Genomic DNA, 15,366 nt, shown 5'->3' with positions numbered 1-15,366 from the left:
GTGTCCCGTAGTCAGATTACAGCGAAGCTTTTTGTTGTGCGGTAGAAGTCGTTTCCTTCTCCTCTTCCACACAGGTGTCGCACGGTAAGTGGCGACCAATTAATTTGCGGTAGCTAAACGCGCCCAGCGCAGCCCCAACTACCGGCGCAAACAGCGGTACCAGGAAGTAAGGGATATCTTTCCCGCCAGTAAAGGCCACGTCGCCCCATCCCGCGATAAACGCGAAGGCTTTCGGTCCGATATCACGCGCCGGGTTCATCGCAAACCCGGTCAGCGGGCCCATGGATGCGCCGATCACCGCAATCAGCAGACCAATCAGCAAAGGTGCCAGCGGGCCACGCGGAATGCCGTTTCCGTCGTCGGTCAGCGCCAGGATAACGCCCATCAGAATAGCGGTAATCACCATTTCAACTGCGAACGCCTGCACAAAATTGATATGCGGGTTTGGATAGGTTGAGAAGATGCCTGCCAGATCCAGACTTTCGACGCTGCCGCGCACCATATGATGCGTCTGTTCGAAGTCGATGAAAAGATTGTAATAAAGCCCGTAAACTAACGCCGCTGCACAAAACGCGCCGGCAAACTGAGAAAGAATGTAGGGAACAACTTTGCGTCCGTCGAAGCACGCGAACAGCCACAGTGCGATAGTCACCGCCGGGTTAAGATGTGCACCAGAAACCCCTGCAGTCAGGTAGATGGCCATCGCCACGCCCAGACCCCAGATGATACTGATTTCCCACTGACCAAAACTGGCACCCGCCACTTTCAGTGCAGCGACACAGCCCACTCCGAAGAATATCAACAACCCGGTACCAAGGAACTCGGCAATGCACTGGCCTTTTAAGGTTGATGTCTGACTCATAATCGGAATCCTGAAGAAATTGATGTTTATTGTTAGCGTGGTCGCCCGTGACAGCCACGATGCCCTGTAGACATAGTGTTAATTTATCGTTAACGAGCAAAAACGAGAAATATCGAAATCAAAATGTGTGGTTTGCGTCAATAAAATGAGCGTTTTCGCGCCATAAAGCGCGTTTTTGCATCAGAAATGGAATGTGAGCTGAATCATTTCATTAACGAATGAGTTAACAACTTAGTGGTATATGCCGCGAACGCACCAGGACGAGACCGAAAAGTGTTGCAAACCGCGATCTGCGCGGCGTGTCGCTGGACACAGAGCGCCGCGCTCCATACAATCGATGGAATATGTCGTGCGCGTTTACGTTAAAGCGTCGCCTTGCAATTCAGGAGAGGTAGCATCATGTCTTTAGAAGTGTTTGAGAAACTGGAATCGAAAGTACAGCAGGCGATTGACACCATCACGCTGCTGCAAATGGAAATTGAAGAGCTGAAAGAGAAAAACAACAGCCTGGCGCAGGAAGTGCAGAACGCGCAGCACAGCCGCGAAGAACTGGAGCGTGAAAACAACCAGCTGCGCGAACAGCAGAACGGCTGGCAGGATCGCCTGCAGGCGCTGCTGGGACGTATGGAAGAAGTCTGATTCCCATTGCCCGAGGGACAAAAAAACCGCCACATTGTTATTGGCGGTTTTTTTATGATTTACGCTTACTGTTTTATTACTCAATATCCAGCGGATCTTCCGAAAGAATAATCCCGGTGTTATCAGCGTAGAGATGGTCGCCGGAGAAGAAGGTCACGCCGCCAAAATTGACGCGGACGTCGCTTTCACCGATACCGTCACCCGCTGCGCCTACCGGAATGGCCGCAATCGCCTGAATCCCGATATCCAGGTCTTCGAGATCGTCCACCTGGCGCACGGAACCGTACACCACAATGCCTTCCCACTCGTTCTGCACGGCAATGCCGGCCAGCTCTGCATCTATCAGAGCGCGACGCACGGAACCGCCGCCATCGACGACCAAAACGCGGCCACGACCGTTCTGTTCGAGCAGATCGTACAGCAACCCGTTGTCCTCGAAACATTTCACCGTGACGATTTGTCCGCCAAACGACGACCGTCCACCAAAGTTGGAGAACAGCGGTTCAACGACGTTGACATCTTCCTGGTAGATGTCACAAAGCTCGGAGGTATCGTATTTCATAGGTTTACCGCTCAGTTGCTGCGAATGTGTTCAGTATATCGTGCTAAATGCGTTGTTGGCAAAATCATCAATTGTTAATTGATATTTGTCAGCTAACTGAGCGTCTGGCTTAAGACAATCCCAATGACGAACAACAGATTAGTCAGCAGGGCGCCTTTTACCGTTCGTTCCAGCATCGGCGGCATCGCGGCCGGGCTAAGTTCACGCATGACGAAGCGGGCCTGCTTAATCAGCAGCGGCGCGGCGAGTATAAACAGCCAGCCCCATACGCTGTGCAGCGAGATCAGATTAAACAGTGCCAGACAAACCAGGGCACCAATCAGCAGGCAGGCATGATAGCGGCGCGCATTGACCGGCCCCAGACGTACCGCGAGCGTGTTTTTACCGTTCTCACGGTCGCTGTCGATATCGCGCAGGTTATTGATGTTGAGTACCGCGGTCGCCAGCAGACCGCAGGCGGTTGCGGGCAGGAAAAGGGCAGGGATAACGGTATGCACCTGCAGGTACCAGCTCCCCATCACGCTCAGCCAGCCGAAGAACACCAGCACGGAGATATCCCCGAGGCCAATATACCCGTAAGGACGCGTACCGACGGTGTAGGTAATGGCCGCGATAATTGCGAGCAAGCCCAGCACCAGGAAGCCGATGAAGTCGCTGGTGGTTTTCGAGGCGACCGTCACCAGTGCCAGACCCGATAAACAAATCAGTACCACGGTGATAATCAGCGCGCGCTTCATCTGTGCCTGGGTAATCACCCCTTTCTGCATCCCGCGCAGCGGTCCGATACGGTCAGGTTTGTCACTGCCTTTCACCGCATCACCGTAGTCGTTAGCGAGATTGGAGAGAATTTGCAGCAGCCCTGCGGTAATCAATGCCAGCGCAGCGACCAGAGGATCAAAATAACCTTGCCACCAGGCAAGTGCCGTGCCGACGATAATGGCGGCAAAGGCCAGAGGAAGCGTTTTAGGGCGTAGACTTTCGAGCCACGCCTGAGTACGGCTGATATCAGTCATAAGTATTTAGCCAATAAAAATGGGGGCATTAGCCCCCATTAACGGTGATGAGAATGCAATAACCGCGATTATAGGATAAAACGGCTAAGATCTTCATCTGCCACTAACGCATCAAGATGTTTGCTCACATATTCAGCGTCAATGGTAATGGTTTGACCGTTAAGGTCGCTCGCATCATAAGAGATATCCTCCACCAGGCGTTCCAGCACGGTGTGCAGACGACGCGCACCGATGTTTTCGGTGGTTTCGTTAACCTGCCACGCGGCCTGGGCGATACGTTTGATACCGTCTTCGGTGAACTCCAGGTTCACGCCTTCGGTCGCCATCAGCGCTTTGTACTGTACGGTCGCAGAGGCGTTTGGCTCGGTCAGGATGCGTTCGAAATCTTCGGTGGTCAGCGCCTGCAGTTCAACGCGGATCGGCAGACGACCCTGCAGTTCCGGGATCAGGTCAGACGGGCTGGCAACCTGGAACGCGCCGGAAGCGATAAACAGGATGTGGTCCGTTTTCACCATACCGTGCTTAGTGGAGACGGTGCAGCCTTCAACCAGCGGCAGCAGGTCGCGCTGAACGCCTTCACGGGACACGTCCGGGCCGGAGCTGTTGCCGCCGCGCTTACAAATCTTGTCGATTTCGTCGATGAACACGATGCCGTGCTGCTCAACCGCGTCGATAGCATCCTGCTTCAGCTCTTCCGGGTTCACCAGCTTCGCCGCTTCTTCTTCAATCAGCAGCTTCATCGCGTCTTTGATTTTCAGCTTACGTGCTTTCTGCTTCTGGCCGCCCAGGTTCTGGAACATGGACTGCAGCTGGCTGGTCATCTCTTCCATGCCAGGAGGTGCCATGATTTCTACACCCATTGGCGCGGCAGCAAGATCGATCTCAATCTCTTTATCATCCAGCTGGCCTTCACGCAGTTTTTTGCGGAATGCCTGACGCGCGGCAGACGGTTCAGCCTGCTGCTCAGCCTGGCCCCAGTTGTTTTTCGCCGGTGGGATCAGCACGTCGAGAATGCGCTCTTCGGCCATCTCTTCCGCGCGATAGCGGTTTTTCTCAATCGCCTGGACGCGCACCATTTTGATCGCCGAATCGGTCAGATCGCGGATGATGGAGTCCACTTCTTTACCCACATAGCCCACTTCGGTGAACTTGGTGGCTTCGACTTTGATGAAAGGCGCGTTCGCCAGCTTCGCCAGACGACGGGCAATTTCGGTTTTACCGACACCGGTTGGGCCGATCATCAGAATGTTTTTCGGCGTCACTTCATGGCGCAGCTCTTCGTCAAGCTGCATACGACGCCAGCGGTTACGCAGAGCGATAGCCACGGAGCGCTTGGCGTTATCCTGGCCGATAATGTGTTTGTTCAGTTCGCTGACAATTTCGCGTGGGGTCATTTCAGACATGGGAGATCCTTACGCTTTGGAGGTCAATTCTTCGATGGTGTGGTTATGGTTGGTATAGATGCAGATATCACCTGCAATATCCAACGCCTTCACCGCGATATCACGTGCGTTCATGTCGGTATTTTCCAACAGCGCGCGGGCTGCAGCCTGGGCATAAGGGCCGCCAGAGCCGATGGCAATCAGGTCATTCTCCGGCTGAATAACGTCACCGTTACCGGTGATGATCAGCGAAGCGGTTTCATCGGCTACCGCCAGCAGCGCTTCGAGCTTGCGTAGCATACGGTCGGTACGCCAGTCTTTTGCCAGCTCAACGGCCGCTTTCACCAGATGACCCTGGTGCATTTCAAGCTTGCGTTCAAACAGTTCAAACAGCGTGAAGGCATCAGCTGTGCCGCCTGCAAAACCGGCGATCACTTTGTCGTTATAGAGACGACGGACTTTCTTCACGTTGCCTTTCATGACGGTATTACCCAGCGTGGCCTGGCCATCACCGGCGATTACCACATGGCCGTTACGGCGTACACTTACTATTGTTGTCACGAGCAGACCCCCTGGTTACAAATTCGGGAAACAGAAGCCCTGAGCCTGTGCTCAGGGCTGAATTAAATGATAGATGGGGGAGATTTTGGGGGTTTCAACCCCCGGAGGCGAGTCGAATGCAGTTTGTGTGGCCGGCCACTTTCAAACGAGAAAGGGTGCCATCGGCGTTTTCTTTGCCTTTGACCGGGCCAATCACCACGCGATTCCAGCCGTTATTGGTGGTAATGCGTGAATCAAACCCTTCAAATGCCAGCTGAGCACGCACGGTTTCGGCCTGCTCCGCACCTTTAAACGAACCGCACTGTACCATCCAGCGACGTTCGTCTTTTTTCTCCGCCGTCTGCTTCGGCGCTTCGGTCTCTTTGGTCACCGGCGCAGCCTGCTGCGTTTTCGGCTGCTGTGCGGTGGTATGCGCTGGCGTCTGGAGCAGATCCTGATACGGCTGAGCCGCCTGTTTTTGCGGCTGTGCTTTTGGCTGCTGCTGAACAGGCTGAGATTGTACCGTACGCGTCTGCTGCTGCGGTTGCTGGTAAGGCTGTGCCTTCGGCTGCTGTACCGGCTGAGTTTGCGTCCACTGCTGCTGCTGTTGCTGCTGAATTTGAGCCTGGCGCTGACGCTGCAACTGCAACGTTTGCTGACGCTGCGCTGGCGTTTGTTCATTCCATGGCACTTCGTTCAGCTGCGTCGGCTGCTGGCGCATATCGGCCTGCATTTGTGCCAGCAACTGGCGCTGCTCGTCCGTCAGCTGATCGGCATTCTTCACTTCACCACCGGCAGAGGGCTCGGTAGGCGCACGCACGCCAGGCTGGCGGCTTTCCAGCTCTTTGATATAGCGCCAGCGCTCTTCAGGTTTCGGAGGAAGGCCATTACCGGCCACTTTACTGGCCTGAAGCGCCTCGGACTCTTCCTTTTTATGGTGCGTGATGAAGTACAGACCACCAATAAAGGCGACGACAACAGCCGCAGCAATAGCGACCATTGCTGGCGAGACAGCAGGCAGGCTAGGTTGCTTTTTCCTTGAGCTACTCTTTTTGCGTCGCGAAGGTGTCGGCTGGCCGCGACGTACATAATCTCGTTGTGCCACTATCGTTTCGCTGTATTTATTCGTTCGTCAGCCCGCCATGTTACTTAAGCGGCGGGGCTTTGACCAGATAAGGGTGTCCTAAAGACGTTTACGTTAAGTCAATGCCTGGGTAGAGCCCCGGACTATCAGTTCGCAGTCCAGCAACCGCGAGCCGCTGCTAACTGTTTGACCGTGAAGCTGATCCAGCAGAAGCAGCATCGCTTCGCGACCGATTTGATAGCGCGGTTGCGCGACCGTTGAGAGCGGCGGATCGCAAAATTCTGAAAGCGAAATATTATCGAATCCGATGATGGATAAATCTTTCGGTATGCGCAGTCCGCGGCGTTTGGCGTACGATAACGCGCCCAGCGCCATCACGTCGCTGTGACAAAATACGGCGGTTGGCGGTTCAGGCAGGTCCAGAAGCTTCTCCAGCGCTTGTCCACCGGCTTCGAAGGTAAAATCACCGCGGGCAATGTAGTGCGGATCGACGGTAACGCCAGTACGGCGCAGTGCCTGAACGTAGCCCTGCAGGCGGTAGTGGCACAGCGGCATCTCTTCTGGCCCGGCAATACAGCCAATGCGCTTATGCCCCAGCTCCTGAAGATAGTTCACCGCGTTGAATGCGGCGGTGAGGTTATCGATATGGACCGTCGGCAGCTCAAGTTCAGGGGCAAACTCGTTAGCCATGACCATCGGCGGTAAATTACGCTGCTCTTCAATGCTGGCGTCAAACGGCAGGCGCGAGCCAAGCAGCAGCATGCCGTCGATCTGCTTGGTGATAATGAGGTCGATAAAGGTTTTTTCCTGCTGATTCTGGTGGGCGCAGTCGCCAATCAGAACGAGGTAGCCTTGTTCCGCCGCCGTCACTTCGATACCGCGGATAATCTCACTGAAGAAGGGATCGCAGATGTCCGGCACAATCACAAGGATTGTGCGTGATTCATTGCGTTTGACGTTGCGCCCCATCGCCTGTGGGAAATAACCCACTTCAAGCGCAGCCTGCTCTACCCGGTTGCGGGTCGCCTGGGAGACTTTATCCGGGTTCATTAATGCGCGGGACACGGTTGCCGTTGAGACTTGTGCTTTCTCGGCAACGTCTTTCATGGTCGCCGTGGCAACCTCTTTCCTGGACTTCAACGTCTTCTCCTCGCCTGAACACCGAACTTCTGACATCACCATTTTTACAGATAGTTAATGGAATCGGTTACAGAATTTTCATAAAAAGTGTGAGGAGCGTTAAATTTTTCGATCCGTCTTCAGCCTTCGATGGGATCGACGTCCAGCACCCACTTCACTTTACGTGCTTCAGGCAGGGTGTTGATCAGCGCCAGCGTGCCGCTAACAATGTGCTGTAAACGGATCCGCGAAGGATGCTGGAGCAAAATTTGCCAGCGGAAACGTCCGCCGCGTTTCGGCGCCAGCGCCGGTACCGGACCCAGGATCCACAGCTGATTATCCACCAGGGGGCTGGCCTGCAGGAGATTTCTCAGCTGCTGCAGGAAAAGCGGTGCCTGCTGGTTGTTATGATCTTCCGCGCGGATGATGACGTGGCTGGTCCACGGTGGTAGCTGCATGGTCTGTCGTTCGGCCAGCGCCTGCTCGGCAAAGGCGTCATAGCCTTTGTGCAGCAGGGTTTGCAGCAGCGGGTGCTCAGGGTGGTGCGTCTGCAGAACCACTTCGCCCTGTTTGCCTGCGCGCCCTGCCCGTCCGGCCACCTGGGTATAAAGCTGGGCAAAACGCTCGGCCGCGCGGAAATCCGCAGAGAACAGCGCGCCGTCCACGTCCAGCAGGGCGACCAGCGTGACGTCCGGGAAGTGGTGCCCTTTTGCCAGCATTTGGGTACCAATCAGAATGCGCGCCCCGCCGCGATGTACTTCCGCGAGCTGCTGTTCCAGCGCGCCCTTGCGGCTGGTGGTGTCTCTGTCGATACGAGAGATTGGAACGTCAGGGAAGAAGGGCGCCAGCGCCTGCTCAAGCTGTTCCGTTCCTAGTCCGACCGGCACGATATGCGTTGACCCGCACGATGGACACTGGCGCGGCACCGGACGCTGGCTGTCGCAGTGGTGACAACGCAGGTGGCGCTGTGCCTGATGGAAGGTGTAGTAGTGGTCACAGCGTGGGCATTCCGCAATCCAGCCGCAGTCGTGGCACAGCAGAGCGGGGGCAAATCCGCGGCGGTTGAGAAACAGAATCACCTGGTTGCCCGCCTGCAAATGCTGACGCATGCGGGTAATCAATGCGGGTGCTAGCCCGGCCTGAACCTGCTGACCTTTTAGATCGAGCACGTGCTGAATGGCCGGACGGGCATTCCCGGCACGACGCGTCAGACGCAGCATATGATATTTGCGCTGGCGCACGTTGTGCAGGGTTTCGAGCGCAGGGGTGGCGGAGCCGAGAATGATCGGAATTTGCTCGCTGTGGGCGCGATAAACTGCCAGATCGCGGGCATGGTAGCGCCAGCCTTCCTGTTGCTTATAGGAGCTGTCGTGCTCTTCGTCGATCACGATCACGCCAAGATTTTTAAACGGCGTAAACAGCGACGAGCGGGTGCCGATCACAATCGCCGCTTCGCCATTTTTCGCTTTCAGCCAGGCGCTGAGGCGTTCGCTGTCGTTCAGACCGGAGTGCAGGACCTCAACCGGTGCGTTAAAGCGCTCGCGGAATCGAGCGATGGTTTGAGGGGTTAAGCCAATTTCCGGCACCATGACCAGCGCCTGTTTGCCCTGCGCGAGCACGTTTTCCAGCACGCTCAGATACACTTCGGTCTTACCGGAACCGGTGACGCCCGCCAGCAGCCAGGCAGAAAAATGGTCCGAGGCGCTGTGAATGGCGCCGACCGCGGTGGCCTGCTCGGTATTCAGGCGCAGACGATCCCCTGAAACGGAGAAGCCGTCGCGCCAGTCGTGAAGGGCTGGGGCCTGGCTTGCCAGCTCGCTCAGACCTTTCTTTCTCAGGGCCTGTAAAGCGGCTTCGCTCACCTCAAGTTCGTCGACCTGATGCCGCCAGATGTTACCCTGGCGCAGAGCGGCCAGCGCCTGCTGCTGTTTCTGCGATCGTTTGAGGCTATTAATGTCTACGGCCTGCCCTTGCTCGGTGGCAAACCAGTACCACATCGGCGCATGGCTGGCGCTCTTACCCTGGCGCAGCAGGATAGGCAGGGCGTGGAACAGGACATCCCCAATCGGATGATGGTAGTAATCCGCCGCCCACAGTAGCAGTCGCCAGGTGCTGGTGGAGTAAACCGGTTCGCTGTCCAGTACCTCAATGACCGATTTCAGCTCATTAAGGGGGAGTTCGCTTTTATCGCTGACGGAAACAACGATCCCCACACGCTGTTGTTTGCCAAACGGCACGGTCACGCGACAGCCCGCTTTGGCGCTCATGCTGTCGGGCAGCAGGTAGTCAAAGGTGCGGGGAAGCGGAACGGGCAGGGCAACGTGAGCGACGGGCATCGAATCTTCCTGACTTGAAAAGTGGCGCGTTAGTATACACATTAGTGAAAGCGGCGTGCGGATCAGTTTGCATACGTTGGTCAAATTCTGTATGATTCGCCGCCTTTGGTGTACTTTACGCCAAAGAACTTACATTCAACATCGCGTGGTGTCTGGCGTTAGGGCTGGAAGAGCGACGCGGCCTTAACTGAGGTTCTCCCATGAAAAAAGATATTCACCCGAAATACGAAATGATTACTGCAAACTGTTCTTGCGGTAACTCTATCCAGATCCGCTCCACCGTGGGTCACGATCTGAACCTGGACGTGTGCGGCAAATGCCACCCGTTCTACACTGGTAAGCAGCGTGATGTTGCAACCGGTGGCCGTGTTGACCGCTTCAACAAGCGTTTCAGCATCCCGGGCGCTAAATAAGTTTCCCGAAAAAAAGGCACCGCAAGGTGCCTTTTTTGTATCCGCTTCTCAGTATTCCCACGTATCCGGGTCAATACCCAGTTCACGCATGATCACCTTCGCCTCTTCCGGGATTTCGTCGCTACGCTCTTTGCGCAGATCGTCATCGTTTGGCAACGGTTGACCGGTAAACGCATGCAGGAACGCTTCGCACAGCAGTTCGCTATTGGTCGCGTGACGCAGGTTGTTCACCTGACGACGCGTACGTTCATCGGTGAGGATCTTTAACACCTTCAGAGGAATGGAAACCGTAATTTTCTTTACTTGCTCACTCTTCTTACCGTGCTCAGCGTATGGGCTGATATATTCGCCGCTCCATTCAGCCATGAGATACCTTTAATCCTCTCAGTCATTAATCTAAAGGTGCAAACCGGTCACTGCCCGTTTTGAACCGTAATCTTGCGTAGTTTACCGTAGAGACGATACCGTGGCACGGATATTGCCGCTGCAGCGTGCACTAAAGCATATAATTTTAACGGCTATTTGCGCATTGCTCAATCTATACGCAAAGAAGTTTAGATGTCCAGATGTATTGACGTCCATAATTTGAATGTTTACTCTGGTGCCTGACTTTTCACCTCATTCGCCAGGAAGCCCTCACCATGACGCGTAAACAGGCCACTATTGCAGTGCGTAGCGGATTAAATGATGACGAGCAGTACGGCTGCGTTGTCCCGCCGATTCATCTTTCCAGTACCTACAATTTCACCGGATTTAATGAACCCCGCGCGCACGACTACTCGCGTCGTGGCAACCCTACGCGTGATGTGACCCAGCGTGCGCTGGCCGAGCTGGAAGGGGGCGCAGGGGCCGTATTGACCAACACCGGGATGTCTGCGATTCACCTGGTGACGACCGTGTTCCTGAAGCCGGGAGACCTGCTGGTCGCCCCGCACGACTGCTATGGCGGCAGCTATCGCCTGTTTGACAGCCTCGCAAAACGCGGCTGCTATCGCGTGCTGTTTGTCGATCAAAACGACGAACAGGCGCTGAAACAGGCGCTGGCAGAGAAACCAAAGCTCGTTCTGGTGGAAAGTCCAAGCAACCCATTGTTGCGCGTTGTCGATATTGCGAAAATTTGTCAGCTCGCAAGGGATGCGGGAGCGATAAGTGTAGTGGATAATACGTTCCTCAGTCCGGCCCTTCAGAACCCACTCGCACTGGGTGCTGATCTGGTATTGCATTCATGCACTAAATATCTGAACGGCCACTCTGATGTGGTAGCGGGCGTGGTGATTGCAAAAGATCCCGACGTTGTCACGGAACTGGCATGGTGGGCCAATAACATTGGCGTCACCGCCGGGGCGTTCGACAGCTACCTGCTGTTGCGCGGCATCCGTACGCTTTCTCCGCGTATGGAAGTGGCGCAGCGCAATGCCCAGGCCATTGTCGATTTCCTGAAAACCCAGCCGCTGGTGAAGAAGCTTTATCACCCGTCGCTGCCGGAAAACCAGGGGCACGAGATTGCCGCGCGCCAGCAGAAAGGGTTTGGCGCGATGTTAAGTTTTGAACTGGACGGCGACGAGCAAACGCTGCGTCGCTTCCTGAGCGGGCTGTCATTGTTTACGCTGGCGGAATCATTAGGTGGGGTTGAAAGCTTGATCTCCCACGCCGCAACCATGACGCACGCCGGTATGGCACCGGAAGCACGTGCCGCCGCCGGGATTTCCGAGACGCTGCTGCGTATCTCGACCGGTATTGAAGATTCTGAAGATTTAATTGCCGATCTGGAAAATGGCTTCCGGGTCGCAGCCAAGGGGTAATCATGAGTGTGATAGCGCAGGCAGGGGCGAAGGGTCGTCAGCTGCACAAGTTTGGTGGTAGTAGTCTTGCTGATGTGAAATGTTATCTGCGCGTTGCAGGGATCATGACGGAGTATTCACAGCCGGGTGACATGATGGTTGTCTCCGCGGCGGGCAGCACCACCAACCAGTTGATTAGCTGGCTGAAACTGAGCCAGACCGATCGCCTTTCTGCGCATCAGGTGCAACAGTCCTTACGCCGCTATCAGAGCGAACTGATTGCTGGCCTGCTGCCAGCGGACGTTGCCGACGGGCTGATCAGCGCTTTTACGCACGATCTTGAACGTCTGGCGGCCCTACTGGACAGCGGGATCACCGACGCGGTGTATGCCGAAGTGGTGGGCCACGGTGAAGTGTGGTCTGCACGTCTGATGGCTGCCGTGCTGCAACATCTGGGTGTGGATGCCGCCTGGCTCGACGCCCGTGATTTCCTCCGCGCCGAACGCGCCGCACAGCCCCAGGTGGATGAAGGGTTATCCTATCCGCTGCTGCAACAGCTCCTGGTGCAGCATCCCGGCAAACGTATTGTTGTCACCGGCTTTATCAGCCGCAGCAATGCGGGCGAAACCGTGCTGCTGGGCCGTAACGGTTCTGACTATTCGGCAACGCAAATCGGTGCGCTGGCGGGCGTGTCCCGCGTGACCATCTGGAGCGACGTGGCCGGCGTTTACAGCGCGGACCCGCGTAAAGTGAAAGATGCCTGTCTGCTGCCATTGCTGCGTCTCGACGAAGCCAGCGAGCTCGCTCGCCTGGCCGCGCCCGTGCTGCACGCCCGCACGCTGCAGCCGGTGTCCGGCAGCGATATCGACCTGCAGCTGCGCTGTAGCTATACCCCGGATCAAGGCTCTACGCGTATCGAGCGCGTGCTGGCGTCCGGTACCGGGGCGCGTATTGTCACCAGTCATGATGACATCTGCCTGATTGAGTTCCAGGTGCCCGCGGGCCAGGACTTCAAGCTGGCGCATAAAGATATCGACCTGGTATTAAAGCGTGCCCAGGTGCGTCCGCTGGCCGTTGGCGTGCATAACGACCGCCAGCTGCTGCAGTTCTGCTATACCGCTGAAGTGGCGGACAGCGCCCTGAAGATTCTGGATGAAGCGGGCCTGCCGGGCGAGCTTCGCCTGCGTCAGGGGCTGGCGCTGGTGGCGATGGTGGGGGCGGGCGTCACCCGTAACCCGCTGCACTGCCACCGCTTCTGGCAGCAGCTGAAAGGCCAGCCGGTTGAATTTACCTGGCAGTCAGAAGAGGGCATCAGCCTGGTCGCCGTGCTGCGTAAAGGGCCAACCGAAAGCCTGATTCAGGGTCTGCACACCTCTCTGTTCCGCGCGGAAAAACGCATCGGCCTGGTGCTGTTTGGTAAAGGCAACATCGGTTCCCGCTGGCTGGAGCTGTTCGCCCGTGAGCAGGTGACGCTTTCGGCACGTACCGGGTTTGAATTCATTCTCGCAGGCGTGGTGGACAGCCGCCGTAGCCTGCTGAATTACGAAGGGCTGGACGCCAGCCGGGCGCTGGCCTTCTTTAACGATGAGGCCGTCGAGCAGGATGAAGAGTCGCTGTTCCTGTGGATGCGCGCGCACCCGTATGACGATCTGGTGGTGCTGGACGTCACCGCCAGCGAACAGCTTGCGGATCAGTATCTGGATTTCGCCAGCCACGGTTTCCACGTCATTAGCGCCAACAAGCTGGCGGGGGCCAGCAGCACGGATAAATATCGTCAGATCCACGACGCGTTTGAAAAAACGGGGCGACACTGGCTGTATAACGCCACCGTTGGGGCGGGCCTGCCGGTTAACCACACCGTGCGTGACCTGCTTGAAAGCGGCGACAGCATTCTGGCGCTGAGCGGGATCTTCTCCGGCACGCTCTCCTGGCTGTTCCTGCAGTTTGACGGCACCGTACCGTTTACCGACCTGGTGGATCAGGCGTGGCAGCAGGGCTTAACCGAGCCTGACCCGCGTGTTGACCTCTCCGGTAAAGACGTGATGCGTAAGCTGGTGATTCTGGCGCGCGAAGCGGGTTACGACATCGAGCCGGATGCCGTCCGCGTCGAGTCCCTGGTGCCTGCTGGCTGTGAAGAAGGGTCTGTGGACCATTTCTTTGAAAATGGTGAAGAGCTTAACGAGCAGATGGTGCAGCGTCTGGAAGCGGCGAACGAGATGGGACTGGTGCTGCGCTATGTGGCGCGTTTTGAGGCCAACGGTAAAGCCCGTGTCGGCGTCGAGGCGGTGCGACCTGACCATCCGCTGGCGGCGCTGCTGCCGTGCGATAATGTCTTCGCGATCGAAAGCCGCTGGTACCGCGATAATCCGCTGGTGATCCGTGGCCCGGGCGCGGGGCGCGATGTCACCGCCGGAGCGATCCAGTCCGACATCAACCGTCTGGCTAAGCTGCTGTAACGTCTACATTTCCCTCTCCCTGTGGGAGAGGGCCAGGGTGAGGGCATCGGACCGCGCTCACCCCATCATGAATTTCCTTCATCTTCCCTGAGCAAACCTCACCGTTATTGTTGATTATTTATGTTGACGTCCCTCCGCTTTTCCGTCATTTTTACATCTGGACGTCTAAACGTATAGAAGTTCATAATACAACAAACAATGACACGCGACAGATAGAGGTAAGGTATGAGCTTTTTTCACGCCAACCAGCGGGAAGCACTGAATCAGAGCCTGGCCGAAGTAAACGGCCAGATTAACGTCTCTTTTGAATTTTTCCCGCCGCGCACCAGTGAAATGGAGCAAACCCTGTGGAGCTCTATCGATCGCCTGAGCAGCCTGAAGCCAAAGTTTGTCTCCGTGACCTACGGTGCGAACTCCGGCGAGCGCGACCGCACGCACAGCATCATCAAAGGCATTAAAGACCGTACCGGTCTGGAAGCTGCGCCGCACCTCACCTGTATCGACGCCACCCGTGACGAGTTACGTGCCATTGCCCAGGACTACTGGAACAACGGTATCCGTCATATTGTCGCCCTGCGCGGCGATCTGCCGCCGGGAAGCGGTAAGCCGGAAATGTATGCCGCCGACCTGGTCGCGTTGCTGAAAGACGTGGCTGACTTTGATATCTCCGTCGCCGCGTATCCTGAAGTTCATCCGGAAGCGAAAAGCGCCCAGGCGGACCTGCTCAACCTGAAGCGTAAAGTGGATGCGGGTGCCAATCGCGCGATTACGCAGTTCTTCTTTGATGTGGAAAGCTACCTGCGTTTCCGTGACCGCTGTGTGTCCGCGGGCATCGACGTCGAAATTATCCCGGGAATTTTGCCGGTCTCTAACTTCAAACAGGCGAAGAAATTTGCTGATATGACCAACGTGCGCATTCCGCTGTGGATGTCCAAAATGTATGAAGGGCTGGACGATGACCCGGAGACCCGCAAGCTGGTGGGCGCTAACATCGCGATGGACATGGTGAAGATCTTAAGCCGCGAAGGGGTGAAGGATTTCCACTTCTACACGCTCAACCGCGCGGAAATGAGCTATGCCATCTGTCACACCCTGGGCGTTCGTCCGGCATAAAAAAATAGAAAGCCCTTATAAAATGAGGGCTTTTTAATCAAACAGATAGTTAAAAGGTATTAACTA

14 protein-coding genes are annotated in these 15,366 nt (G+C 56.1%); 5 read left to right on the top strand and 9 right to left on the bottom strand.

Annotated elements, in window-relative coordinates; genetic code table 11:
* Nucleotides 1–16: 16 nt before the first annotated feature.
* Nucleotides 17–862: an MIP/aquaporin family protein gene (locus AAER43_RS22370; RefSeq protein WP_050862894.1), complete on the bottom strand. Its 846-nt coding sequence runs from the start codon at nucleotides 860–862 to the stop codon at nucleotides 17–19.
* Between the two features lie 399 nt (nucleotides 863–1,261).
* Between AAER43_RS22370 and zapB the strand changes: the two genes are divergently transcribed.
* On the top strand, nucleotides 1,262–1,501 hold the full coding sequence (gene zapB / locus AAER43_RS22365) for a septal ring assembly protein ZapB (protein ID WP_008501806.1): 240 nt from the start codon (nucleotides 1,262–1,264) through the stop codon (nucleotides 1,499–1,501).
* Nucleotides 1,502–1,577: 76 nt separating this feature from the next.
* On the opposite strand, the gene rraA is transcribed toward zapB, so the two are convergent.
* From rraA to priA, 7 genes are all read right to left on the bottom strand, one after another.
* Nucleotides 1,578–2,063, bottom strand: coding sequence for a ribonuclease E activity regulator RraA (gene rraA, locus AAER43_RS22360; RefSeq protein WP_014885702.1), 486 nt, complete (start codon nucleotides 2,061–2,063; stop codon nucleotides 1,578–1,580).
* Nucleotides 2,064–2,155: 92 nt separating this feature from the next.
* Nucleotides 2,156–3,076 (bottom strand): 1,4-dihydroxy-2-naphthoate polyprenyltransferase, encoded by a 921-nt coding sequence (gene menA, locus AAER43_RS22355; protein ID WP_014885701.1) that lies wholly within the window; start codon nucleotides 3,074–3,076, stop codon nucleotides 2,156–2,158.
* 68 nt (nucleotides 3,077–3,144) lie between these two features.
* Nucleotides 3,145–4,479: an HslU--HslV peptidase ATPase subunit gene (gene hslU, locus AAER43_RS22350; RefSeq protein ID WP_010436948.1), complete on the bottom strand. Its 1,335-nt coding sequence runs from the start codon at nucleotides 4,477–4,479 to the stop codon at nucleotides 3,145–3,147.
* Nucleotides 4,480–4,488: 9 nt separating this feature from the next.
* Nucleotides 4,489–5,019 (bottom strand): ATP-dependent protease subunit HslV, encoded by a 531-nt coding sequence (gene hslV / locus AAER43_RS22345; RefSeq protein WP_008501802.1) that lies wholly within the window; start codon nucleotides 5,017–5,019, stop codon nucleotides 4,489–4,491.
* Between the two features lie 94 nt (nucleotides 5,020–5,113).
* Entirely contained in the window at nucleotides 5,114–6,103 is a 990-nt protein-coding gene (gene ftsN / locus AAER43_RS22340; RefSeq protein WP_050862895.1) for a cell division protein FtsN, read from the bottom strand.
* A 93-nt stretch (nucleotides 6,104–6,196) separates the two neighbouring features.
* Nucleotides 6,197–7,222 carry a DNA-binding transcriptional regulator CytR gene (cytR, locus tag AAER43_RS22335; protein WP_050862896.1) on the bottom strand — a complete coding sequence of 342 codons (1,026 nt, stop codon included), beginning with the start codon at nucleotides 7,220–7,222 and terminating at the stop codon, nucleotides 6,197–6,199.
* 119 nt (nucleotides 7,223–7,341) lie between these two features.
* A complete protein-coding gene (gene priA / locus AAER43_RS22330; RefSeq protein WP_023331599.1) occupies nucleotides 7,342–9,537 on the bottom strand; it encodes a primosomal protein N' in 2,196 nt (731 codons plus the stop codon).
* Between the two features lie 200 nt (nucleotides 9,538–9,737).
* Between priA and rpmE the strand changes: the two genes are divergently transcribed.
* On the top strand, nucleotides 9,738–9,950 hold the full coding sequence (gene rpmE / locus AAER43_RS22325; protein WP_003862040.1) for a 50S ribosomal protein L31: 213 nt from the start codon (nucleotides 9,738–9,740) through the stop codon (nucleotides 9,948–9,950).
* Between the two features lie 48 nt (nucleotides 9,951–9,998).
* Here rpmE and metJ read toward each other — a convergent pair whose 3' ends face one another.
* A complete protein-coding gene (metJ, locus tag AAER43_RS22320) occupies nucleotides 9,999–10,316 on the bottom strand; it encodes a met regulon transcriptional regulator MetJ (RefSeq protein WP_006179183.1) in 318 nt (105 codons plus the stop codon).
* 275 nt (nucleotides 10,317–10,591) lie between these two features.
* Between metJ and metB the strand changes: the two genes are divergently transcribed.
* From metB to metF, 3 genes are all read left to right on the top strand, one after another.
* Nucleotides 10,592–11,752, top strand: a complete 1,161-nt coding sequence (metB, locus tag AAER43_RS22315; RefSeq protein WP_014885697.1) for a cystathionine gamma-synthase — start codon at nucleotides 10,592–10,594, stop codon at nucleotides 11,750–11,752.
* Between the two features lie 2 nt (nucleotides 11,753–11,754).
* Nucleotides 11,755–14,187: a bifunctional aspartate kinase/homoserine dehydrogenase II gene (locus AAER43_RS22310; RefSeq protein ID WP_050862897.1), complete on the top strand. Its 2,433-nt coding sequence runs from the start codon at nucleotides 11,755–11,757 to the stop codon at nucleotides 14,185–14,187.
* Nucleotides 14,188–14,412: 225 nt separating this feature from the next.
* Nucleotides 14,413–15,300, top strand: coding sequence for a methylenetetrahydrofolate reductase (metF, locus tag AAER43_RS22305; protein ID WP_023331596.1), 888 nt, complete (start codon nucleotides 14,413–14,415; stop codon nucleotides 15,298–15,300).
* The last annotated feature ends 66 nt before the right edge of the window (nucleotides 15,301–15,366 follow it).

The organism is Enterobacter sp. FUJ80071 (assembly GCF_038739915.1).
Lineage (GTDB): Bacteria > Pseudomonadota > Gammaproteobacteria > Enterobacterales > Enterobacteriaceae > Enterobacter > Enterobacter kobei.
Note: the sequence above shows the minus strand (reverse complement) of the source record. Positions and strands in the feature narration are given on the sequence as shown.